At 36.1% G+C, this 20,912-nt stretch carries 19 protein-coding genes; 9 read left to right on the forward strand and 10 right to left on the reverse strand.

The window, feature by feature from the left end:
• Position 1: 1 nt before the first annotated feature.
• Positions 2–757 (reverse strand): DUF5995 family protein, encoded by a 756-nt coding sequence (locus CHRYMOREF3P_RS16115; RefSeq protein WP_077413575.1) that lies wholly within the window; start codon positions 755–757, stop codon positions 2–4.
• Between the two features lie 142 nt (positions 758–899).
• Here CHRYMOREF3P_RS16115 and CHRYMOREF3P_RS16120 point away from each other — a divergent pair, with 142 nt between their 5' ends.
• A complete protein-coding gene (locus CHRYMOREF3P_RS16120; RefSeq protein WP_077413576.1) occupies positions 900–2,300 on the forward strand; it encodes an MAC/perforin domain-containing protein in 1,401 nt (466 codons plus the stop codon).
• 64 nt (positions 2,301–2,364) lie between these two features.
• Here CHRYMOREF3P_RS16120 and CHRYMOREF3P_RS16125 read toward each other — a convergent pair whose 3' ends face one another.
• The 5 genes from CHRYMOREF3P_RS16125 to CHRYMOREF3P_RS16145 all read right to left on the reverse strand — a co-directional run bounded on the left by CHRYMOREF3P_RS16125 (position 2,365) and on the right by CHRYMOREF3P_RS16145 (position 6,371).
• Complete coding sequence (locus CHRYMOREF3P_RS16125) at positions 2,365–2,598, reverse strand: hypothetical protein (protein ID WP_077413577.1); 234 nt, start codon at positions 2,596–2,598, stop codon at positions 2,365–2,367.
• Between the two features lie 216 nt (positions 2,599–2,814).
• Positions 2,815–3,789 carry a DUF6624 domain-containing protein gene (locus CHRYMOREF3P_RS16130; protein ID WP_180565043.1) on the reverse strand — a complete coding sequence of 325 codons (975 nt, stop codon included), beginning with the start codon at positions 3,787–3,789 and terminating at the stop codon, positions 2,815–2,817.
• 233 nt (positions 3,790–4,022) lie between these two features.
• Complete coding sequence (locus CHRYMOREF3P_RS16135) at positions 4,023–4,493, reverse strand: YciI family protein (RefSeq protein ID WP_077413578.1); 471 nt, start codon at positions 4,491–4,493, stop codon at positions 4,023–4,025.
• 127 nt (positions 4,494–4,620) lie between these two features.
• Complete coding sequence (gene pncB, locus CHRYMOREF3P_RS16140; RefSeq protein ID WP_077413579.1) at positions 4,621–5,799, reverse strand: nicotinate phosphoribosyltransferase; 1,179 nt, start codon at positions 5,797–5,799, stop codon at positions 4,621–4,623.
• A gap of 95 nt (positions 5,800–5,894) precedes the next feature.
• Positions 5,895–6,371, reverse strand: a complete 477-nt coding sequence (locus CHRYMOREF3P_RS16145; RefSeq protein ID WP_077413580.1) for a Dps family protein — start codon at positions 6,369–6,371, stop codon at positions 5,895–5,897.
• A gap of 457 nt (positions 6,372–6,828) precedes the next feature.
• On the opposite strand from CHRYMOREF3P_RS16145, the gene rpsL reads away from it, so the two are divergent.
• The 8 genes from rpsL to CHRYMOREF3P_RS16185 all read left to right on the forward strand — a co-directional run bounded on the left by rpsL (position 6,829) and on the right by CHRYMOREF3P_RS16185 (position 15,445).
• Positions 6,829–7,242, forward strand: coding sequence for a 30S ribosomal protein S12 (gene rpsL / locus CHRYMOREF3P_RS16150; protein ID WP_002983146.1), 414 nt, complete (start codon positions 6,829–6,831; stop codon positions 7,240–7,242).
• Between the two features lie 23 nt (positions 7,243–7,265).
• Positions 7,266–7,742 (forward strand): 30S ribosomal protein S7, encoded by a 477-nt coding sequence (gene rpsG, locus CHRYMOREF3P_RS16155; protein WP_034694654.1) that lies wholly within the window; start codon positions 7,266–7,268, stop codon positions 7,740–7,742.
• A 6-nt stretch (positions 7,743–7,748) separates the two neighbouring features.
• Positions 7,749–9,866 (forward strand): elongation factor G, encoded by a 2,118-nt coding sequence (gene fusA, locus CHRYMOREF3P_RS16160; RefSeq protein ID WP_077413581.1) that lies wholly within the window; start codon positions 7,749–7,751, stop codon positions 9,864–9,866.
• A 16-nt stretch (positions 9,867–9,882) separates the two neighbouring features.
• On the forward strand, positions 9,883–10,188 hold the full coding sequence (rpsJ, locus tag CHRYMOREF3P_RS16165) for a 30S ribosomal protein S10 (protein ID WP_002661363.1): 306 nt from the start codon (positions 9,883–9,885) through the stop codon (positions 10,186–10,188).
• A 305-nt stretch (positions 10,189–10,493) separates the two neighbouring features.
• The gene (locus CHRYMOREF3P_RS16170; protein WP_077413582.1) at positions 10,494–12,749 is read left to right on the forward strand and encodes a TonB-dependent siderophore receptor; all 2,256 of its coding nucleotides are present in this window, start codon (positions 10,494–10,496) and stop codon (positions 12,747–12,749) included.
• A gap of 18 nt (positions 12,750–12,767) precedes the next feature.
• Complete coding sequence (locus tag CHRYMOREF3P_RS16175) at positions 12,768–13,385, forward strand: hypothetical protein (RefSeq protein WP_077413583.1); 618 nt, start codon at positions 12,768–12,770, stop codon at positions 13,383–13,385.
• A gap of 270 nt (positions 13,386–13,655) precedes the next feature.
• On the forward strand, positions 13,656–14,852 hold the full coding sequence (locus CHRYMOREF3P_RS16180; protein WP_180565044.1) for a PepSY-associated TM helix domain-containing protein: 1,197 nt from the start codon (positions 13,656–13,658) through the stop codon (positions 14,850–14,852).
• 92 nt (positions 14,853–14,944) lie between these two features.
• A complete protein-coding gene (locus tag CHRYMOREF3P_RS16185) occupies positions 14,945–15,445 on the forward strand; it encodes a low affinity iron permease family protein (RefSeq protein ID WP_077413585.1) in 501 nt (166 codons plus the stop codon).
• 97 nt (positions 15,446–15,542) lie between these two features.
• On the opposite strand, the gene CHRYMOREF3P_RS16190 is transcribed toward CHRYMOREF3P_RS16185, so the two are convergent.
• From CHRYMOREF3P_RS16190 to CHRYMOREF3P_RS16205, 4 genes are all read right to left on the reverse strand, one after another.
• The gene (locus CHRYMOREF3P_RS16190; protein WP_180565045.1) at positions 15,543–18,272 is read right to left on the reverse strand and encodes a hypothetical protein; all 2,730 of its coding nucleotides are present in this window, start codon (positions 18,270–18,272) and stop codon (positions 15,543–15,545) included.
• A gap of 80 nt (positions 18,273–18,352) precedes the next feature.
• On the reverse strand, positions 18,353–19,330 hold the full coding sequence (locus CHRYMOREF3P_RS16195) for a hypothetical protein (protein ID WP_180565046.1): 978 nt from the start codon (positions 19,328–19,330) through the stop codon (positions 18,353–18,355).
• A gap of 172 nt (positions 19,331–19,502) precedes the next feature.
• Positions 19,503–19,925: a hypothetical protein gene (locus tag CHRYMOREF3P_RS16200; RefSeq protein WP_180565047.1), complete on the reverse strand. Its 423-nt coding sequence runs from the start codon at positions 19,923–19,925 to the stop codon at positions 19,503–19,505.
• 177 nt (positions 19,926–20,102) lie between these two features.
• Positions 20,103–20,876 carry a hypothetical protein gene (locus CHRYMOREF3P_RS16205; RefSeq protein WP_410493573.1) on the reverse strand — a complete coding sequence of 258 codons (774 nt, stop codon included), beginning with the start codon at positions 20,874–20,876 and terminating at the stop codon, positions 20,103–20,105.
• Positions 20,877–20,912 lie beyond the last annotated feature (36 nt).

Here is a 20,912-nt window from a genome sequence, read left to right on the forward strand (position 1 = left end):
GTTAAGAATTCTTTGTAGATTCTAAGATCTCAATATTTTTTACCACATCACTGCTTTCACATTTTTTAAATTCTTTTAAAAGGGAAGGAGTGAGGATCTTCGGGTTCAGGATTTGTGTAGCGACTTTAGCCGCCGCATAATCTACAATGCCGATCACAGATACTCTTAAGAAATTCGGAGTGTTGGATGCAATGACTGCCGTTGCCCAGGAAGTATCTCTTGCTTTGGAAATGGCAAAATCAAGTACAGCATTATCTTTCCCATTGGATAGTTTATCAATAAGATCTACAGGATAACAGATTTTGTTTAAAGAGTCCTGAACATTCTGATTAATGGAAGCAATGACATTATTAATATTTTCAAAATCTTTTTTCAAAGGATTTATCTTCCGGTAAGGCATTATGGAAGCTGCAGAAATACCAAGATCCAGATTGATGTGTGCATTCATTCCCAAAAATATATGCTGTAGAATCAACAGGTTTTTATTCTTGCTGGCTTCAAAGGCAATATACCATGAGTTGGTACATTTTTCTCCTTTGCTGTAGCTTTCCCATGCCTGAAGATATCTCTGTGCAAAAGCAAGGTCCAGTAATGTCATTCTGGGGTTGTCTTCAAATTTTTTCTGTTGAATACCTTTCAGAACCTGTGCGGTCATGATTCGATAGGTACAGGCGAAATATCCTGCAGGGCTATTATTTTCCTTGCACCAGATAATGATTTCATCCAGCTTTTTAAGAACTTCCTCAATAGTTTTCATGATGTTTTTTTGTTTAAAGATATCGAGAAATACATTATTACAGTATAATTGACCTATTGTTTTATTTAATTCCCTTATTTATGATTTATATCATTCTGGCTTTGGATGCAAAGAATTAAGTTTGCAGACTTAAAATAAAAATATGAAAAAACTAAGTTTCTTTTTTGCCAGTATTATATTACTGTTTGCAGCTTCTTGCTCTACTGATGAGCTTGAAAATCCTAACCTAAATGAAAACTCAAAAAAAAATTCAGGGAGAAATTTCGCTAAAAGCGCTGGTGATGGTATCTATGATGTCTTAGGGTATGGTTATAATGCCACTGGGGAATATGCTAATTCTAACTCGTCAGGATATCAGGTGATTGATATTGAGAGATTTAAAAATGAACAGGCGGGTAGATTGATCACTGATAATGTATTTTCTCAGGAATATCTTGAAGAATATGGGGAAAACGCAGAAGCTTATTCAAAAATGGTCTCTACAAAAGTGGGAGCTTCAGCTGGGTTCTCTTTATTTAAAAAACTTATTTCGGTTACTTTTAGTTCTGCGGTTAGCAACACTACTACTAATAAATTTGATGCTAAATATATTTATGGTAGTTATAATCTTTTAATTAAACAAAGAAGATTTAGATTTAATGCTACCCCTGTCTTATTATCTGATTATTTGACACCGGAGTTTTCTAGCGATTTACAGTCCAATAGCCCTGCGCAAATTGTAAACGATTATGGAACCCACGTTGCAATTGATATTTATACAGGGGCTAAGTTAGATGTTATGTTTCAATCTGAAACCACTAATCAAAGCCGTGAAAAAGCAGCCAGAGTTGGAGTTAAAGTTGGAGTAAAGAGTATTTTTGATGCCAATGTTGATAATGACATAGATACTTCAGAATCAAGTAAAAACTTTTCTAGAAAATTATCCTTTAAAACCAGAGGGGGAGATCCATCGAAGAGTTTGGTGGGAGAGCTAAACCTTGACCAGGCAAATCCTAAAATTAATATTTCCAGCTGGCAGAACAGTTCCACACCAACTAATGCTGTGTTGGTAGAATTTGGGAGTAATGGTTTGATACCTCTTTATGAATTGGTTAAAGATCCTGTGAAGAAAGCTCAATTAAAATCTTATATAGATCAATATTTAATTGATAATCAGGTGAGGCTGGATTATACAAATACTGCAAATCTTGTGAATGGTAATTTTGTTAGAAATCCTGCTACCAACCAGATATTTTTTATGTTTGAAAATAAACTGAGATATATCCAGAGCCCTATGACACTTTATGGATTATTTAATATTACGAGTGGTGAAATCGCTACTGTGAGTCCAAGTAATTTGTCAACAGTAGAACGTGGGGCTGATTTAACACCTGATAATGATCTTAAACAGGATAATTTTACCAATAAGATATATATGAGAGAAGGTAATATCTTAAGATATATTCCAAATATTGGTATTTATAATAAATATAGATTTAATAATAATGCGGTTAAAAAAATAAATGGTACAAATGGCTATATAATCGGTAGCGATATTTTTTAATTAAAATTATAATTGTAAAAAAGAGACTGTCTTTGTGACAGTCTCTTTTTATTTATTGTTCAGATTATGGAGTGATTATAATCGGATCCGGAAAAGGTTCAAGAACCAGTGGTTTGCACATTGCTGCCGGTTGACAGGTTCCTCCCATGCATATAAAATTCGTCATTGTGGTGGTGCCGTCAGGACATCTGATCATGCCTTCACCGTGGCATCCTCCGGGACATTCTGCCGGATAAAGAGTTCCTCCAAATACATCTTTCAAATCTGTTCTTAAAAGTTTTGTTAAGTTCTTTTTCATGGTTTAATTTTTTTTGTTTAGTAAATTAATTTATTCTTAACACTCTTATAATTAAATAAGTAGGGTTAAAAATATTAAACTAAAATAGTAAATTAATTTATGATAAATGTTAAAATGAAGGTTAGATTTTTCTAAAATGGCAAATAAGTTTAAAATAGAAGAATGTCAATTAGATTTGAAATCTAGCTATGAATAGTATTGTGATGTTATTTCTGTTTATTTGTACTTTGTTTTTGCCTCCAGTTTAGGTAAGTCTTTTTTATATTGTTCAGGATCCCATTTCATTTGCCAATTCTTTATATACTCAGCCAATGGAGGAAGTCCAACATCTGCGCGTCTTTTATCTACATTTTCAGGATCTTCTAGTGGGGATACATAATATACTTGTGTTTCAGGATCACGTCCGATCTGGCTGCCATAAATTTGTCTTTTACCTTGTCTCAGGGCCACCCTGTCTTCGAGAAGGGCCAAACTGCTGCTTTGTGCTTTACCATTTTTTACAGCATCTCTCATCATGGGTAAATACTTTTCCTGTGTTGCCTGATCTGCATGTTGGATAACAAGAAATAATGTAACGCTTCCCTGTCCGCCCACAACATCAGGACCCACCCAGCCATATTTATCAAGAATGGCTTTTACCTCAATAAGATTTAGTGAATCTTTTTTATTGATAAGCTGCCAGTGCTCGTCCATTTCTTTTGAGTTTCCACCGTATTTTTTTTCAATACCATCGATTTGTTTTCTGTACTTTTGGTCTTCATTATAAATGTCACCAAGCTTTGCGACCAAGGGTTTATTCAAATTTGCTTCTGCTTTCTCCTGATTCTGTTTGATTTTTTCGATGAGAGGCTTCCATCGTTTATCACTATGTAAAGAGCTAAGGTCTGTATCCGTTGTTATATGGTTATAATTACTGAATTTTACTGCAATCCTTTCAAGTTGGGAAAATGCACTGTCTGGCCCTGATGCCATTGCCCAAGAGCATGCTGCATTGTACCTGTCATTTAGAGATGCTTTCCAGCCGTTAGATTTAAATGCTTCAGAATAGTTGCTGGCAGAGTTTTTGAAATCCTTGGCATGGTAAAGTGATTCAGCCGTTTTTACTTTATCGGTGTATTCTTTGGGAACAGTTTGCCCGAAGAGTAGTTTTGTTGATGCTAAAAACAGCAAAACGAATAGTCTTATTTTCATGGGTATTATTTTTTTTGAGTTTGGTGATATCTGGTTCTGTTGGAAGAAGTATTGAAATAGTTATTTTTTTCCACTCATCTTTAATGATTTTTACATCCTCACTTTCTTCTTTGCTAAAGCCTTTCTTTTTTTCTTAGTGTGCGATGTTTTTCTTTTGAATAATCAGTCTTTTTACAAAAATGTGAATTTAAATTTAATTCTTCAAGATTTTCAATGTGCTTTTTAAGATAATATCACGGGTTTTCTTTTGAAACTTCATCATGATGTTTAAGATACAATGGTAGAGCAGCAGATCCATACCAAGGAAAGATTTCATAACTGAAAACTCCAGCCTGAACTGCAGGGTCTGTTTTTACCCATTCCTCAGCTTCTTCCTTTGACTTGGTGTTGAAGATAAACATACCACGGTAGTTTTCTTTATTCTTTTCAAGGAAAGGACCGGCAACTACAATTTTGCCCTCATCTGCCAGTTTCCCGATATTGGCCATATGACCTTTCATGAGTTCGCTCATTTTGGCTTTGTCTTCAATTTTAGTATCGCCAGTTGTCAGCATGACAATCGTATAAGGTTTCATCCCGTATTTATCAGCTCCCAGTGATGTGGCCAATTCCTGATTGTACTTAAGTTTTTCTGCTTTCTTTTCCTGTGCAAAAGATAATGCTGATATGAGGAGGCATGCAGTTAGTAATGTTCTTGATTTCATCTTGTTTTATTTTGATAAATATAATAAAAACCTTAAAGATTTCTGAGAGCTGAATTTCAAAAATGATATGATACAAAAAAACCTCGATGGTTACGAGGTTATATCTAATAGTTCTGATGAAGTTATATTAATCTTTTATTCTTAAAAACTCTTTAGCCAATTCAATCATCTTAGGATCGCCTGTGTATTTACCATGTTCATCAGAAAGCTTTACTGTTGGAATCCATTCTTTGTTAGGAGCCTGTACACCGATGAGCTTCATCACGATGTTCATTGGTTTCAATCCAACATCATTCGTAAGGTTGGTCCCAATTCCGAATGAGATACCAATTTTCCCTCTGCAGTAATTGGTGATTTCCTCTACTTTTTCAAGATTTAATGCATCTGAAAAAATAATGTATTTAAACATAGGATTAATGCCATTTCTTTGATAATGGGCAATGGTTTTATCTGCAAATTCTAATGCATCCCCGCTGTCGTGGCGTACACCGTCAAAAAGTTTTGCGAATTTTTTGTCAAACTGCTGGAAGAAAACATCTGTGGTATATGTATCAGACAAGGCAACTCCAAGATCACCTCTGTAAACATCTACCCAATGTTCCAAAGCCATTTCATTGGCCATTTTGAATCCATATTCAGCAGCATGGAACATAAACCATTCATGGGCATGCGTTCCGATGGGTTTTACACCATACTTCATAGCAAAATGAACGTTTGAACTTCCGATGAAAGTTGATTCTCTTTTTTGAGTTAATGCTTCCATCACCAGGTTCTGTACCTTATAAGAATGTCTTCTTCTTGTTCCAAATTCTGCAAAGGTTACTCCAAGTCTGCCTAATGAGTCTGCTTTTTCTATCGTTTTGCTCATCACCACTTCATTGGAATCTCTTTCCATATGGTTCATTTCATAATGCAGCTCACTGATCAAGGCCAGTAAAGGAACTTCCCAGAGAATTGTTCTGTACCAAAGCCCTTCTACAACAACGGAAAGGTCTCCTCCTTCCTGATGTATTTTCACTTCAGAAGGATCATAATGGTATCCTTCCAGGAAATCCAGATAAGGAAGATCAATATAAGGACATGTTCTTGCCATGAACTTTTTCTCGTCTTTCGTAAGTTTCAGTTCAGCCATTTTATTAACGGCTTCCCTTAACGCAACATCAAATCCTTCCGGAAAGTGGTGTTTTCCCCTGTTGATAAATTCATATTTTACAATAGAACTTGGGAATAGTTTTACCACTGCATTCTGCATGGTTATTTTATAAAAATCATTATCTAGGATAGAGTTCAGTCTTACGTCGTTCATAATATGTGTAATTTTAACGCAAATATAAAAATAAAAAATAAAATCGCCTAAATGTAAGGCGATTTTTTTGAAATATTTCAATACATTTTATGGAGTTATTTTCCAAGATAAGAATTGTACATCCAAACTTCTTTCTCCTGTTCAGTAATATAATCGCTCATTTGCGAATTGGTACCTTCATCTCCTGCTTCATCCGTAATATCTAAAAGTTCTCTCTGCAGATCAATGACTACTTTGAAAGAACTTAGAATCTGCTCAACACTTTTGATGCCATCAGTTACTTCTTTGCTTTCTTTAATGGTTGATACCTTTAGATAATCTGAGTAATTGTGTGCAGGAGTAGCTCCCAATGTCAGGATTCTTTCTGCAATTTCATCAATCTTTAAAACAAGACTGTTGTACAGTTCCTCAAATTTTGGATGAAGGGTAAAAAACTGTTCTCCTTTGATGTTCCAGTGAGAACCTCTTGTATTCTGATAAAATACAGAATAATTGGCTAACAGTACATTTAATTTTTCTGAGATTTTTTTACAATCGGCTTCTTTAAGGCCAATGATACTAGCATTTTTCATATGTATATATTTATTTTTTTAAGATTAGATACAATCACCGGTTTCAGTTGAGTATACTGTAAGCTCCATTAAGGTGATAGATGTGTTTATCATTTTGTATACTCCAAATTTACGAAATATCATGCCGAACTCCCTTGAATATTAATAGATGATAACTATACGAAAGTTTTTTAAAATAGTTTGGATACATCAGATGAGGTGTTCCGGGTTTTGTTTTAAATGAAGAATTGTGATGGTTATCTTTATAACATAAATTTCATAATTATTTAATACTCATTTTTTCAGCTGAGAAATTTATATTTTCTGTTCCTTTTCCTTATGTATATTATGGTTCTCTGATTGTCATGGAGAAACATGTTCAATTTCTGATGTAAGTATTTGATTTTAATTTTTATATAAGTGTTTGCAGATTAAAAAAATATTACTATTTTTGCACCCTAAAATAAAAAGCAATTAAATGCCTACTATTCAACAATTAGTAAGAAAAGGAAGAGCCACGCTTGCCAAGAAGAGCAAATCGGCTGCCCTTGATTCTTGTCCACAAAGACGTGGTGTATGTACGAGAGTATATACAACTACACCTAAGAAACCTAACTCTGCACTTAGAAAAGTAGCAAGGGTAAGACTTTCTAACGGTAAAGAAGTGAATGCCTATATCCCGGGCGAAGGACATAATCTACAGGAGCACTCGATAGTATTGGTTAGAGGCGGAAGGGTGAAAGACCTACCGGGAGTACGTTACCACATCGTAAGAGGTGCATTAGACACAGCTGGTGTAAATGGAAGAACTCAGAGAAGATCTAAGTACGGAGCTAAGAGACCTAAACCAGGACAAGCAGCTGCTGCTCCTGCAAAAGGAAAGAAAAAATAATCATTAAATAAGGTACAAAAGCAATGAGAAAGACAAAAGCGAAAAAAAGACCGTTGTTACCAGATCCGAAATTTAATGATCAATTGGTAACGAGATTCGTAAACAACTTAATGCTTGACGGTAAGAAGTCAATCGCATTCAAAATTTTCTATGATGCATTAGAGATCGTAGAAACTAAAAAAGGAGATAACGAAAAAACTGCACTTGAAATCTGGAAAGATGCACTTACAAATGTAATGCCTCACGTAGAAGTACGTTCTAGAAGAGTAGGTGGAGCTAACTTCCAAATCCCTATGCCAATCAGAGCTGATAGAAAAATTTCTATGGCAATGAAATGGTTAATCAAATATTCTAAAGCTAGAAATGATAAGTCTATGGCTTTGAAATTAGCTAATGAAGTTGTAGCAGCTTCTAGAGAAGAAGGTGCAGCTTTCAAAAAGAAATCTGATACTCACAAAATGGCGGAAGCTAACAAGGCTTTCTCACACTTCAAATTCTAATCTGAAATGGGAAGAGATCTTAAATTTACAAGAAATATTGGTATTGCCGCTCACATTGATGCTGGTAAGACAACCACTACAGAAAGAATTCTATTCTATACAGGGGTTAACCACAAAATTGGTGAAGTTCACGATGGTGCTTCTACAATGGACTGGATGGAGCAGGAAGCAGAAAGAGGTATTACTATTACTTCTGCAGCTACCACTTGTTCTTGGAACTTTCCAACGGATCAAGGAAAAGCTTTACCTGAAACTAAGCCTTACCACTTCAACATCATTGATACACCGGGACACGTTGACTTCACTGTAGAAGTAAACAGATCTTTAAGAGTATTGGATGGATTGGTATTCTTATTCTCTGCAGTAGACGGAGTAGAGCCTCAGTCTGAAACAAACTGGAGACTTGCTGACAACTACAAAGTTGCGAGAATGGGATTCGTAAACAAAATGGACAGACAAGGTGCTGACTTCCTTAACGTGGTAAACCAGGTTAAAGATATGTTAGGATCTAACGCCGTTCCAATCGTTTTACCAATCGGTGCTGAAGAAGATTTCAAAGGTGTTGTTGACTTAATTAAAAACAGAGCTATCATCTGGGATGAAGCAGGACAAGGAGCTACTTTCGAAGTAGTGCCAATCCCTGAAGACATGAAAGCTGAAGTTCTAGAATATAGAGAGAAATTAGTAGAAGCTGTTGCTGACTACGATGAGACTTTGATGGAGAAATTCTTCGAAGATCCAGATTCAATCTCTGAAGACGAAATCAACGAAGCTCTTAGAAAAGCTACTATCGATTTATCTATTATCCCAATGACTTGTGGTTCTTCATTCAAGAATAAAGGAGTACAGTTTATGTTGGATGCGGTATGTAAATACCTTCCTTCTCCATTGGATAAAGATGATATTAAAGGTACTGATCCAAGAACTGACGCTGAAATCACAAGAAAACCATCTGTAGATGAGCCTTTCTCTGCATTAGCATTTAAGATTGCTACTGACCCGTTTGTGGGAAGACTAGCATTCTTCAGAGCATACTCTGGAAGACTGGATGCAGGTTCTTATATCTTGAACACTCGTTCAGGTGATAAAGAAAGAATCTCTAGAATCTATCAGATGCACGCTAACAAGCAAAACCCAGTAGAATATATTGAAGCTGGTGATATTGGTGCAGCGGTAGGATTCAAATCTATCAAAACTGGTGATACTATGTGTGACGAGAAAAACCCAATCGTTCTTGAATCGATGGTTTTCCCTGATCCGGTAATTGGTATCGCTGTTGAGCCTAAAACTAAAGCTGACCAGGATAAAATGGGTAACGCTTTAGCTAAATTGGCTGAAGAAGATCCTACGTTTACGGTTAGAACTGACGAAGCTTCTGGACAAACGATTATCTCTGGTATGGGTGAGCTTCACTTAGATATCATTGTTGACCGTATGAAGAGAGAATTCAAAGTTGAAGTTAACCAAGGACAGCCTCAGGTAGAATACAAAGAAAACTTAACAAAAGTTGCTCAACACAGAGAAGTTTACAAAAAACAATCTGGTGGTAAAGGTAAATTTGCTGATATTGTATTTGAATTAGGACCTGCTGAAGAAGGTAAAATTGGTTTAGAATTCATCAATGAGATCAAAGGTGGTAACGTTCCTAGAGAATTTGTTCCTGCAATTGAAAAAGGCTTTAAAGCTGCAATGAAGAACGGTCCTTTGGCTGGTTTCGAAGTTGAAGGTATTAAAGTTGTTCTTAAAGACGGATCTTTCCACGCGGTGGATTCTGATGCTCTTTCATTTGAAATGGCTGCTAAATTAGGATTTAAAGAAGCGGGACGTGCTGCTAAGCCAGTAATTATGGAGCCTATTATGAAACTGGAAGTTGTAACTCCGGAAGAATATATGGGTAACATCATTGGTGACCTTAACAAAAGAAGAGGTACAATCAGTGGTCAGGAAGAGAAAAACGGTGCTGTTGTAATCAAGGGTTCTGTTCCACTTTCTGAAATGTTTGGATATGTTACTACTCTAAGAACACTTTCATCAGGAAGAGCTACTTCTTCTATGGAATTAGAGAAGTACCAAGCTACTCCACAAAACGTTGCTGAAGAAATCATAGCTAAAGCAAAAGGTTAATTTTTAAATTAAAGAAATGTCACAAAGAATCAGAATAAAACTAAAATCTTACGATTACAACTTGGTAGACAAGTCTGCTGAGAAAATCGTAAAAACGGTAAAGGCTACTGGTGCTGTTGTAAACGGTCCAATTCCATTGCCAACGAATAAGAGAATCTTCACAGTGTTGAGATCTCCGCACGTAAACAAAAAAGCAAGAGAGCAGTTCCAATTATCAGCTCACAAGAGACTAATGGATATCTACTCTTCTTCTTCTAAAACTGTTGATGCTCTAATGAAATTAGAACTTCCTTCAGGTGTAGACGTTGAAATTAAAGTGTGATAAATGCATACTTTGCAATGATTATACAAACCGTTCCTTTTTAGGAGCGGTTTTTTTTTGAATTGATCTGAAAAGCATATTGGATACATTATCAAATCTGTTTTTTTTGAATTATACTTTCTATACTCATAAAAAGTGTTAAGGAGATTAACCTTAACGATAGAGTAGTTCTGTTTAGGGATTTTAAAGAGTCCCTTCGAAGGATTAATGATCTGATATTAATAGTTCTTTTTCAGGTGACATATGTCACTCTTGTTTATTTATTTAGAATTAATAAAAATAATAATTTTGCCAAAAATTATCAGATGAATAAAGTAGTATCCTTTTCTCTGCTGCTATTGGGTGGAGTTCTGGCCAATGCGCAGAAAGTAAATGATTCAGTTAAACACAAGAAAATTGAAGAAGTAGAACTGTTTGGTGAAAAAAAGAAACAACCACAAGGGTTGGACGCAATTACCAGATTGCCATTGAAAACCAGAGATCAGATTCAAAGTATTTCTGTGATTTCCCATAAAGCAATTGAAGAATTAGGAGCGCTTACAGTCACTGATGTTGCGAAAAACGTTCCGGGGGTAACCCTATTTTCAAGCTATGGCGGAGGAAACGAAAGTATGTCAATCAGAGGATATCGTGGAGTTCCTGTACTGAAAAACGGAGTTCAGCTGGATTCAGATTTCCGTACCGCAGGGATGATCACTGATATGCAGGGTGTAGAAAGTATTCAGGTTATCAAAGGATCTGCTGCTATTGGTCAGGGAATAGGAAATGGTTTGGGATCTGCAGGAGGTGTGATTAATGTTGTAACAAAAAGACCTCAGTTTATTGATCAGACTAATGTAGGATTCCGTTATGGAAGCTGGGATTTTTACAGACCTACAGTAGACTTCCAAAGAGTATTGGATCCTCAGGGAAAAGTAGCTTTGAGGTTCAATGGAGCGTACCAAAATAATAATTCATTCAGAAGCCATGTACAGGGAGAAAGGATTTATGTAAACCCATCTGTCGCTTTCCGTCCGGATGATAAAACATTAATCAATGTGGAAATGGATTATCTTCATGATAAAAGAACACCGGACAGAGGAACAATAAACCTTGCTCCAGGAACTATTGAAGCATTATATCACATGCCAAAAGGAAAGTTTTTAGGATATACATCTGATTATTCAAAAACTGAAGCCTACAACTTTGCGACTACAATCGTACGTAACATTACGGACAAATTAAAAGTGAGAGCAGCTTTCGTGAATTCCGTAAGTAATACAGATTCTGAAGCTTCATCCGTGTCATTGCCTGCTGGTGAAACCAACTACAATATCAGACAGCGTACTATAGGAAAATCACAGGGAGAAGATATCAACAAAGTATTACAGTTAGACTTCATTGGAGAGCAGATAAAGACCGGATTTATTAAACACACATTCCAGGTTGGTTTTGACTGGAGAGAAACAGAAACCTCTTCTACAACCTTTGAAGCATACAAAAACTCAATTGCACCCGGGAATTTAATTACTGCACGTAATACAAAAATCGGAAATACAACCTATGCGGCTAATCCACTTGATATTGTTGACGTAGTGAACGGAAATATCCCGAACCAACTTCCGGTAAATGTCATTTATAAAAATCTGGGAAGATCAAACGCAGTATTGACACCAAGTATCGGTGCAATGGCTCAGGATGTGATGACGATTGGAAAATATGTAAAAGCTCATTTGGGACTTCGTTACAGCAGGCTCAATGGTTCTGCCAATGAATCTGTAGATACATGGAACCCTAATTTCGGATTGATTGTTTCTCCACTTCCAAATGTTAATGTATTTGGATCGTATACTACAACCACATCTTTAAGATCTTCTAATAATTTCCTTTTAGATGGTGGAAGAGTAGGCCCGTCAATGACTAAACAATGGGAAGCTGGTATTAAATCAGATTGGTTTAATGAGCGTTTAAGATTTAATGTAACGGTATTTGATATTAAAACAGATCATCTTTCTTTCACTATTCTTGACGAAAATTATAACCCTGTTGTGATTGACAAACAAACTATGTATGGTCTTGCAGGAAACCTTAGAAGAAAAGGAGTGGAAGTAGAATTGATCGGACGAATTCTGCCAAACCTTCAGGTAATGTCCGGATGGGCATATCTGGATGCTCAGTATCAGGACAGCCCAGCTTACATGAACGGATCTGCACCAATGAACGCTCCTAAGCATACTGCAAACGGATGGCTGAATTATAAATTCAATAAAGGTACTTTATCAGGACTTGATGTAGGGGCGGGAATTTATTATGTAGGAAAAAGACCGGTTGACGAATGGACTCAGAAAACATTTACAGCAGGTCACCTGAACAGTGTGAAGCCTGGAGACAAACCTTTCGATATGCCGGAATATACTACCGTAGATGCCCAGGCAGGATATACACTGAAAAATGGAATGGGAATAAGAGTATTCTTTAATAACATTTTTGATAGCGTAGGATACAGCTCTTATTTCAGAGGAGGATATATCGATCAGATTCAGCCAAGAAACTTTGCTGTACAGGTAAACTATAAATTCTAATCAACAAAATTATTCATTATGAAAAGTATCAAAACTATATTCTTAGCATTGGCTCTTGGCGCAGCAGCTGTGTCATGTTCCGGAGACAAAAAGAAAGGAATAGATTATAATCAGTTTAAAACAGAAGTGAAACTTACTCCTGAACAGGAAAAGAGCTTTAACGAGATCACTGCAAAATATCAGCAGCTTCAGGAGCAGAATTTTCAGGCAGCAAAAGCTCAGGGTGGTAATATGGACCGCGTAGCTTTAGGAATAAAGAATGAAGAACTGAGAGCGCAGCAGTCTATTGAAATGGCTACCGTTTTAGATGGTCCTCAGATGGAAAAGTTCAATAAGTTTGTAGATGAAAATTCCAGAAAAAGACCAAGATATGACAATGTATTGTTAGAAAGAATCAAAACGGAAGCACAGCTTTCCGAAGAAGAGTTCAAAGTAGTAAATGCTGCGAATGATGCCTTTGAAAAAGCATTCAATGATGCGCACGATGTATATCATGGGAACAACGATCTGGCAAAAGAATACTGGGAGAAATTTGATACCCAGAGAAAAGCTGCTATTCAGAAAGCACTAAGTCCTGAACACTATACTAAATTTGAAGAAATCGTAAAAGAAGTTCAGTTCAAAGGAAGAAAATAAACGACATTGATACCAGTGAGGGCTGGAAGCAGGAAGAAGGAGATGGATATGATATTGGGCTAAAAGTTCTTACTACTTTTAAGAAAACGTATTCAATTTGGTGAATGTAGATTAAAGTTTGGTCAGTAATCTTTTAGACTAAATAACTTCCATCAAAAGCTTCATGCTTCCTTTCCCGAATTTGTATTAACTTTTTTTAATTTATTCATATCAATTTTAATTTAAAACATTAAGACGGTACAACTGTCTTAATGTTTTTGCTGTTAAATAATGAGAGTATTACTTAAAAGCCTTTACAGGAAAAGAAGAAAAAACGAATCGGTTACAAAATACCTGATGTGGATCATTCATCTCTGGCTGGGACTTTTATCAAGCAGTATTGTTTTTATCATGTGTCTTACCGGATGCCTCTATGCATTCAAAAATCAGATTACCGATTTTAGCAACAGAGATAAAGTTTACATAAGTCCGGGTTCAGAAAAAGCGATGAATCTTGATCTGATCCAGGTGGAATTATTAAAACATAGTAAAGAACTTACTTCTCTGATGATTCCCGATGATAAAGGGAAAAGTTACGTGGTCGGTTACCGTGAAAATAATTTGGATAAAAGTACTTACTACAACCAATATACAGGAGAAGTTCTTGGACAGCCCAATGTTGACTCCGGTAGATTCTTTGAAGTTGTTCTGGATCTTCATAGAAATCTGATGATGGGAAATGTAGGAAGACAGATTGTAGGAGCTTCAGTTCTTATGTTCTGTATTCTGCTGATTTCAGGATTTATTCTTTGGCTCCCGAAGAAACTGAAGTTTTTGAAACAGGGACTCACTGTCATGTTCAAAGCAAAATTTCAAAGGGTCAATTATGATCTGCACAATACACTGGGGTTTTATACATTTCTCATGCTTTTCTTTATTGCTGTTACCGGATTGTATGTGACGTATCCGTGGGTAAAGAATACTCTCATCATAAGCCTGGGAGGATCGTCAATAGATAATATTTCAAAAGAAAAAGACAGTGGAGATGATGCTTTCGGGGGACTTCTGGAAGATATGCTTCAGAAACAGGATGAAAAGAAAAACCTGAAAGACGCTACTTCCGCTTCTGTGGATAATATTTTAAAGCTGGCAGACCGTCATCTTCCTTACAATGCTGTTACAAGTATAGAGCTCCCCAATAAAGAAAATCCGCGGTATGTTGTTATCAAAACCAACAGAGAAAACTTCCTTGGAATGATGTTCCCGGACGAAGTAACATTTGATAAAACGGGAGTTTTCAAAACAAAAGAACTGTTTTCTGACAAACCTTTGAACAAACAGTTTACATCTTTAGCAAAACCTTTACATACGGGAGAAATCATGGGATTGCCAAGTATTATTCTCTACTTTATAGTTTCTCTTATCGGTTGTTCGCTGCCGGTGACAGGGTTTATGATCTGGTGGCATAGATTCAGAAAAATGAAATAAAAACAACCCAAAATATTTAGATACCTCATATTCTTAGCCTTTTCATGATTTCGGATTAATTTTTATACATTTAGTATATAAAAACAGAAGCTATGAGTCATAAAGGTCATCATTTTTTTGAACAATTTTCAAACTGGGCTGTAAAATTTACCGGAAGTCCATCTGCTTTTATCGGGGCCTTCCTTATCGTAGTAATATGGGCAGTTACAGGTCCTTTTTTTAACTATTCAGAAACCTGGCAGCTGGTAATCAATACCGGAACTACGATCATTACCTTTCTGATGGTTTTCCTCATTCAGAAAGCCCAGAATAAAGATTCAAAAGCCATACAGATCAAACTGAACGAAATTATAGCCGCTCACGAAAAGGCAAGCAACAGAATTGTAGATATTGAAGATCTTACGGAAGCAGAACTTGACCAGCTTCATCTTTATTACGAGAACCTGGCTCAGTTTGCTAAGGAAGATACTGATATTCATATGTCTCATTCTATTGATGCCGCAAAGAGAAACCAGAACTATAAACACGATTTTTTCAGAGAGAAGCATGAAGAATGGTTACAGAAGCAAGAACAAAAAAAGGAATCTAAATGATTCCTTTTTTTGTCTGATAAATAATAAGCTTGTCTTGAACTCCATCTAAAATATGTAATCTTCATTTTATACAAACTTCTATACATTCTCTTTAGAATCATCGTTTCATAAAATAGCTGAAATAACTACAGCTTCCCATCAGGCTTTTAGCAGCTTCGGTCTCAGAATACTGAGTTTTTAACTGAGCAAAATAGGTTCTGTACTTCTGATTTTTAAGATTGTCCATTTCCTTTTGGCGGGCGTCTTCTTTTTCGGACCACTTCGGATCAGAATAATCAAAATCTTTTGGAGCTTTTGCTTCGTACTGATAATATTTACCCTGTTCGGCACTTGCCATCTGGAATAAGATTCTTGCTTTTTCTTCTTTATTGTTGGAAAGCTTAAGTGCCTTTTGATAATAGTTGATCGACAGATCAAAATTATCAGGTTCAATATAAGAAGTGTCCAGGAAGTTCTTATAATAATACTTGTAAGGATTCTTTCTGTCTGTATTCCAGAAGTCATATTTGCCTCCGTTGCTGTTGTCAATATCCATTACAAACAACTCGCGGTAATATCCTAAAATAGAGGTGTTGTACAATAGATTTCCGATAAGCTGGTTAGCTTTTGCGGCTTTTTCATCCGTTCCGTTTCCTATCTTTTTAAGCTGAATCAATACATCAGCTAATTCAAGTTTGTCCATGTTGGTTTTAATGAAAGGAAAATCAGTATAGCTCTCAGTTTTCATACTTTCTGCATCAGGACTTCCGAAACTTTCCCAAACATTATGCCCGAATACAAGATTTGATATATTTTTAAATCCATCATACTCTGCAGAAGTATATTGTTTTGGAGTGATCGTTTGGCCATTCTTTTCTGTCCATTCGTAATTCTGTCTTGGAATACCGGCAAAGCTTTTTGCTTTTTCATAATAAGACTTCGCCTTTTCAAAATCGGCAAGTCTCATAGCTCTGTCCCCGTAAATGGTATTGAAGAAAGCATCAATATTACCTACGCTATCCATATTTTTAGCAATGATTTGCTGCTCAAACTGAGTTTTATTTGGCTTTCTGTAAAACTCTTCCACACTCTTCACAAGACCAGAGTTAGGATTGTATTGAAGATCCGAAAGCTTATTGTTCATCAGGAATGATTTTCCGTCTTCTCCCTGAAGGAAATAACGGTTTGCCATAACATCCTTTAGGAAATCTGCAGTAGAAGGTACTTCACCATAATAATCGAAATTATCTGTAGTGGCTGTGTCTTTCTCTACCTTTTTCTCCACGAAATATTCAGCATAATCTTTCATCAGGTGATCCTCATAGGCGGCGTCAATCCTTGGCTGGGAAACAATGTCATTCAGAACTTTCATTCGTTTGATCTCTTCCAGATATTCAGGATTCGTTGTTTTAATATCTTCCAGGATTTCTGTACTTCCTTTGTAATCTTTTTTCAGGAATTTAAGATAAGCATCTGCGATCTGCCAATATTCGTCCTTAGACTTCTCTTTCGTTTTGTCAGTGAATTTTTGAAGGTCGTCAAGATAGTCCTTCATCTTATCATCATATCCATAGCCGGAAGTGGTGTAGAATGGAATTCTGTTTGGATTGTCCAGCAATTCGTCATCGCTTTGATCCGTTTTCTTTCCATCAGCAGATTCTTTAGATTTTGAACCTCCGAACAGGTTTTTAAAAAACCTTACAATTTTTTGCCAGAAAGAAATCTTCTCCTCCTTTACTTCAGTTGTAGAAGTGGCTTTAGCATCTTTTGAAGAAGTATTGTTGTCAGCTTTTCCTCTTTGTATATACGGACTATTGGCAGCGTCTGAAGTGTAATAATAAGTAGGGAGATAACTTCTTTCCAGTTCATTGATGCTTCTTGCGGCCATTACCTTCAGGATCTCAGAATCAGGATTGATCTCATACATCTTTTCCATGGTAGGAATCGGATTGTTGAAGTCTTCATACCCTAAAAGGAAATAAGCCATATTCTTTTCTTCATTAGTATTGGCTCTTTTCATAATATTGCTGAAAGATGCCGTATCAGAAAGTTTCATAGAAACAAATGCAGATTCCTTGCGGTCTTTGCTGTTCATGAATACCTGAAAGAAATTCCAGTTGGCATCGCTGTTCATTTCCAATCCTCTCTGTGCTCCTGCCAATTGGTCCAGAGACATGAAGTAAACCGTTCCTTTCAGTTTGATTGGAGCAACGTAGGTTTTGAAAGCCTGCATTGCGGAATCATAGTTTCTGGTATAATGATTCAGACGCACCAGCTGGTATCCGTAGCGTTGTTTGATCTCAGGGTTTCTTGCCGCATTGTACAAAGACGTTAACGCAGCAATGGTTTTATTATAATCAAGAGCTGTGGCATTTTTCCTGTTGGCATCTCTGTCATAATAAAATGAATTATCACTTTCAACATAATTGATGCTCATATAAGGTTCCAGATACTTGGCTTCAATCAAATAATCAAGACCTTCCTTATATTTTTGGTAGAATCCTGTTCCTAGCTTTTGTAGAAGTGGATTTGCTGGGCTTCCATTCTTTAAGGCATTCAGGTCGTTCATACTCATCTTATATACCAGATTCTGAGTTTCGGTATAGCTAAGCTGATTGTTAAAGAACTTTTTCCATGTTTCAATATTATCATCAGGAATCAATGATGGATTGTATCCTCCGTAGAACCTGCTCGAATAGTTGTGCAGAAAAGGAAGGTATGCTTTATCCTTAATAATGCTTTGCGTAAAAAGGTTGAAGTAATCATAATCAGGATCTGACCACGCACAGGCGTCAGATTTTGTATAGAAAAGTGATACAACCGCAAGTGAAAGAATATACTTTTTCATAGGGTTTGTGGTGTTTTTTTAATTTTGTGTAATAGTTTATGGTTTGGTCTTGACAGATGTGTGCCTCTATCTCTGAGAGATTAAAATTTCCGATCTGACACAAATTTACTATCTAATTGATAATAAATAATATTAAAATGCGGGATTTTTTTCTGTAAAAAAGAGATAACCTCTTCAAGCTGTTCTTCAGAGATTTCTTCTGCTTTTATTTTGAAGCCTTTGTTTAAATAACTTCCAAAATAGAATCCGTCCTTCAAAACCTGAATTTCATGATCGGATATCTTTTTGAAATTTGAATTTTCAAGATCTCTTTTGGATAAAGCATTGATCAGTTTATGTTTACCTAAATGATTGGTGACAATTCCCCAGGAATAGATAGGAAGGGCTACTTCAATTTTTTTGATAGGGTAGTCTTCCATTTTTGAAAGATAGCTTTTTAGGATGTTGATGTCCAGAATCGAGTTCTTGTCAGAATTTTCCAGTGGTGATGAAGTGGAGTAGCACATCAGATATACTTTTTCTACAGGAGGAATTCCGGTCTGCTTTTTATCTTTTACCTGGTGAAGACGAAGCGTGCAGGTAATTTCCTTTCCGGAGATCTTTTTGAGTTCTTTCAGAAATTTAAAATAATCATTTCGTGTTCCGGCTGTCCAGTCACAGTCGATCTGAATTTCATTATTGGTTCTCAGATGATACTCTTCCGTTTTCTTTAGAATCAAAAGATGAATACTTTCCGCTAGAAACCTTACCTCTTCTGTGGAAATACCCAATAAAGTCTGATTGGTAATGAAAACGGTGGGAACAATCTGTTTATCCGTCTGAAAACTCTTGTCTTTTGTAATAACAGCTACCGGTTGGAATTTTCCGTTCACTTTATCTACATCAAAAAATCTGGTGTACAAGTAAGGAACGGTTGCCTGATCTAATGTTTTCTTTTCTTCGTGATCCAGTTTCAGATGGGTTTTCCAGTAATAGAATGTGTAAGGATAATTTTCTCTCTTATTGCATGATACTACAAGAAAGAGAAGAAATACGAATAGAATTTTAAAATGTCTCATTGATACAAATCACTCTTGAAGCCACAATTCATTGTAGCTATATGTTTCTTCAAAAATAAAGATATTTAAACAAAGTATAAACCGTAAAATCCCGGTGATTAATCTGATGGGATTGCTTTTCACAACAAGAAAGCCGCCCCGGATGGAGCGACTCTCTATATATACTATTTTACTACTTGTAAAGTTCACTTTCACACTTACAGGTTTCTTTATCAATGCTCTCTCTGGAAGAACAGCATCCATCAAGATGTAGAATATTTCCCCTTTCATCGGTAAGATAAATCTTGTCTTTGTCGAATTTCATCAAAAATGTCTCGTCATATTCTTTGAAAACTACTTTCATGACTTTATTTGAAGCATATTTTCCGGCATTGATTTCCTCTGTTGTTTCTTTTCCGTCTGCCTGATTCACCTGAACATATCCAAAATGAACATCACCATTTGCTTTTATATCCAGATAATAGTGGGGAGTACCGGTACCGCTGTATCCTTTCATGATATCAAAACTTCTGTGTCCGGTAAAAGGAAGCTTTACTTGCTGAGCCAATGTAAAAATACTGATACACAGAATGAGTAAACTGAAAATCTTTTTCATTCTTTTTTTTTCAAAAGTAAATATATTTAAGTAAAATATTCTCCGTAAAAACCCGGTTATTGGTGGGATTTTCACCCTATTTTAAATTCTTTTAATCATTCTCTTTCTTAGGAAGAACGACGTCACAAAAAACCACTTCAAAAGAAGTGGCTTTTCTGTAATTTAGTTAAATTCAGATTAAAAAACGGTTGCTGCAAGCTGAATCCTTGCATACTTGTTAGACGGATTCCACATCGCCATCATGGATACAGGAAGACTGTAGTGATCTGTGATCTTAACCACTTTCCCTGCTTTCACCCCTACATTTACAATATCAAAGCTGTTTTTGCCATTACCATACAAAAAGGTTTTGTCATTAAGGGCAAATCCGGCTCCTACAAAAGCATCCAGGTTTACTTTCTGACCACTGATGACAGGATAACTTGCCTGAACATACGTAGAATATCTGTTTTTCTTATAACTTCCGTCAGCTTCCAAAATGACTTCTCCTGCATTGGCTCCTCCATACAGCATAATGTCAGCTTCAATATTGATTGGAAAAGAAGGCCCGAAAGTATAATTTGTTCTTAAATCAATAATATGGGCGGTTCTTCTCTGTGAATAGCTGAAGATATCATCGGCAGCCACTGCAGTGTTGATATTTCTGGAGTTATAAAGATCCCATAATCCAATATAAAAACGACCGTCAGAATACTGAACATAGTAGTTGATCTCTTTATAATGGGTATTGTCCTTATCGTCCGCTAATGCAGAAGCTCCCCAAATTCCCACTTTCCATTTCTTCTCCGCATCCAGAGCATAGGAAATATTTCCCATCACAACAGGCTTGTCTGTAATAATAAGCCCTCTCCATAAGTGATTGTTCTGAATGTTGGCCGTAAAATCAAGTCTCCCTTCTTTGGTTTCCTTGGTTTCACTATTTTCCTGTGAAAATAACCTTCCTGTGCCCATAGCAAGAAGAAAGATTCCCTTTAAGATTTTTTTCAT

Source organism: Chryseobacterium sp. JV274 (assembly GCF_903969135.1).
In the GTDB taxonomy this organism is placed as follows: Bacteria; Bacteroidota; Bacteroidia; order Flavobacteriales; family Weeksellaceae; genus Chryseobacterium.

Excerpts from the sequence above, each read along its gene's own strand:
- CHRYMOREF3P_RS16170 (WP_077413582.1), top strand. The coding sequence starts at position 10,494 with ATGAATAAAGTAGTATCCTTTTCTCTGCTGCTATTGGGTGGAGTTCTG.
- CHRYMOREF3P_RS16205 (WP_410493573.1), bottom strand. The coding sequence starts at position 20,876 with ATGGGCACAGGAAGGTTATTTTCACAGGAAAATAGTGAAACCAAGGAA.
- rpsG (WP_034694654.1), top strand. The coding sequence starts at position 7,266 with ATGAGAAAGACAAAAGCGAAAAAAAGACCGTTGTTACCAGATCCGAAA.
- CHRYMOREF3P_RS16115 (WP_077413575.1), bottom strand. The coding sequence starts at position 757 with ATGAAAACTATTGAGGAAGTTCTTAAAAAGCTGGATGAAATCATTATC.
- CHRYMOREF3P_RS16120 (WP_077413576.1), top strand. The coding sequence starts at position 900 with ATGAAAAAACTAAGTTTCTTTTTTGCCAGTATTATATTACTGTTTGCA.
- rpsJ (WP_002661363.1), top strand. The coding sequence starts at position 9,883 with ATGTCACAAAGAATCAGAATAAAACTAAAATCTTACGATTACAACTTG.
- fusA (WP_077413581.1), top strand. The coding sequence starts at position 7,749 with ATGGGAAGAGATCTTAAATTTACAAGAAATATTGGTATTGCCGCTCAC.
- CHRYMOREF3P_RS16130 (WP_180565043.1), bottom strand. The coding sequence starts at position 3,789 with ATGAAAATAAGACTATTCGTTTTGCTGTTTTTAGCATCAACAAAACTA.
- CHRYMOREF3P_RS16125 (WP_077413577.1), bottom strand. The coding sequence starts at position 2,598 with ATGAAAAAGAACTTAACAAAACTTTTAAGAACAGATTTGAAAGATGTA.
- CHRYMOREF3P_RS16195 (WP_180565046.1), bottom strand. The coding sequence starts at position 19,330 with ATGAGACATTTTAAAATTCTATTCGTATTTCTTCTCTTTCTTGTAGTA.
- CHRYMOREF3P_RS16180 (WP_180565044.1), top strand. The coding sequence starts at position 13,656 with ATGAGAGTATTACTTAAAAGCCTTTACAGGAAAAGAAGAAAAAACGAA.
- pncB (WP_077413579.1), bottom strand. The coding sequence starts at position 5,799 with ATGAACGACGTAAGACTGAACTCTATCCTAGATAATGATTTTTATAAA.
- CHRYMOREF3P_RS16145 (WP_077413580.1), bottom strand. The coding sequence starts at position 6,371 with ATGAAAAATGCTAGTATCATTGGCCTTAAAGAAGCCGATTGTAAAAAA.
- CHRYMOREF3P_RS16135 (WP_077413578.1), bottom strand. The coding sequence starts at position 4,493 with ATGAAATCAAGAACATTACTAACTGCATGCCTCCTCATATCAGCATTA.
- CHRYMOREF3P_RS16190 (WP_180565045.1), bottom strand. The coding sequence starts at position 18,272 with ATGAAAAAGTATATTCTTTCACTTGCGGTTGTATCACTTTTCTATACA.
- CHRYMOREF3P_RS16175 (WP_077413583.1), top strand. The coding sequence starts at position 12,768 with ATGAAAAGTATCAAAACTATATTCTTAGCATTGGCTCTTGGCGCAGCA.
- rpsL (WP_002983146.1), top strand. The coding sequence starts at position 6,829 with ATGCCTACTATTCAACAATTAGTAAGAAAAGGAAGAGCCACGCTTGCC.
- CHRYMOREF3P_RS16200 (WP_180565047.1), bottom strand. The coding sequence starts at position 19,925 with ATGAAAAAGATTTTCAGTTTACTCATTCTGTGTATCAGTATTTTTACA.
- CHRYMOREF3P_RS16185 (WP_077413585.1), top strand. The coding sequence starts at position 14,945 with ATGAGTCATAAAGGTCATCATTTTTTTGAACAATTTTCAAACTGGGCT.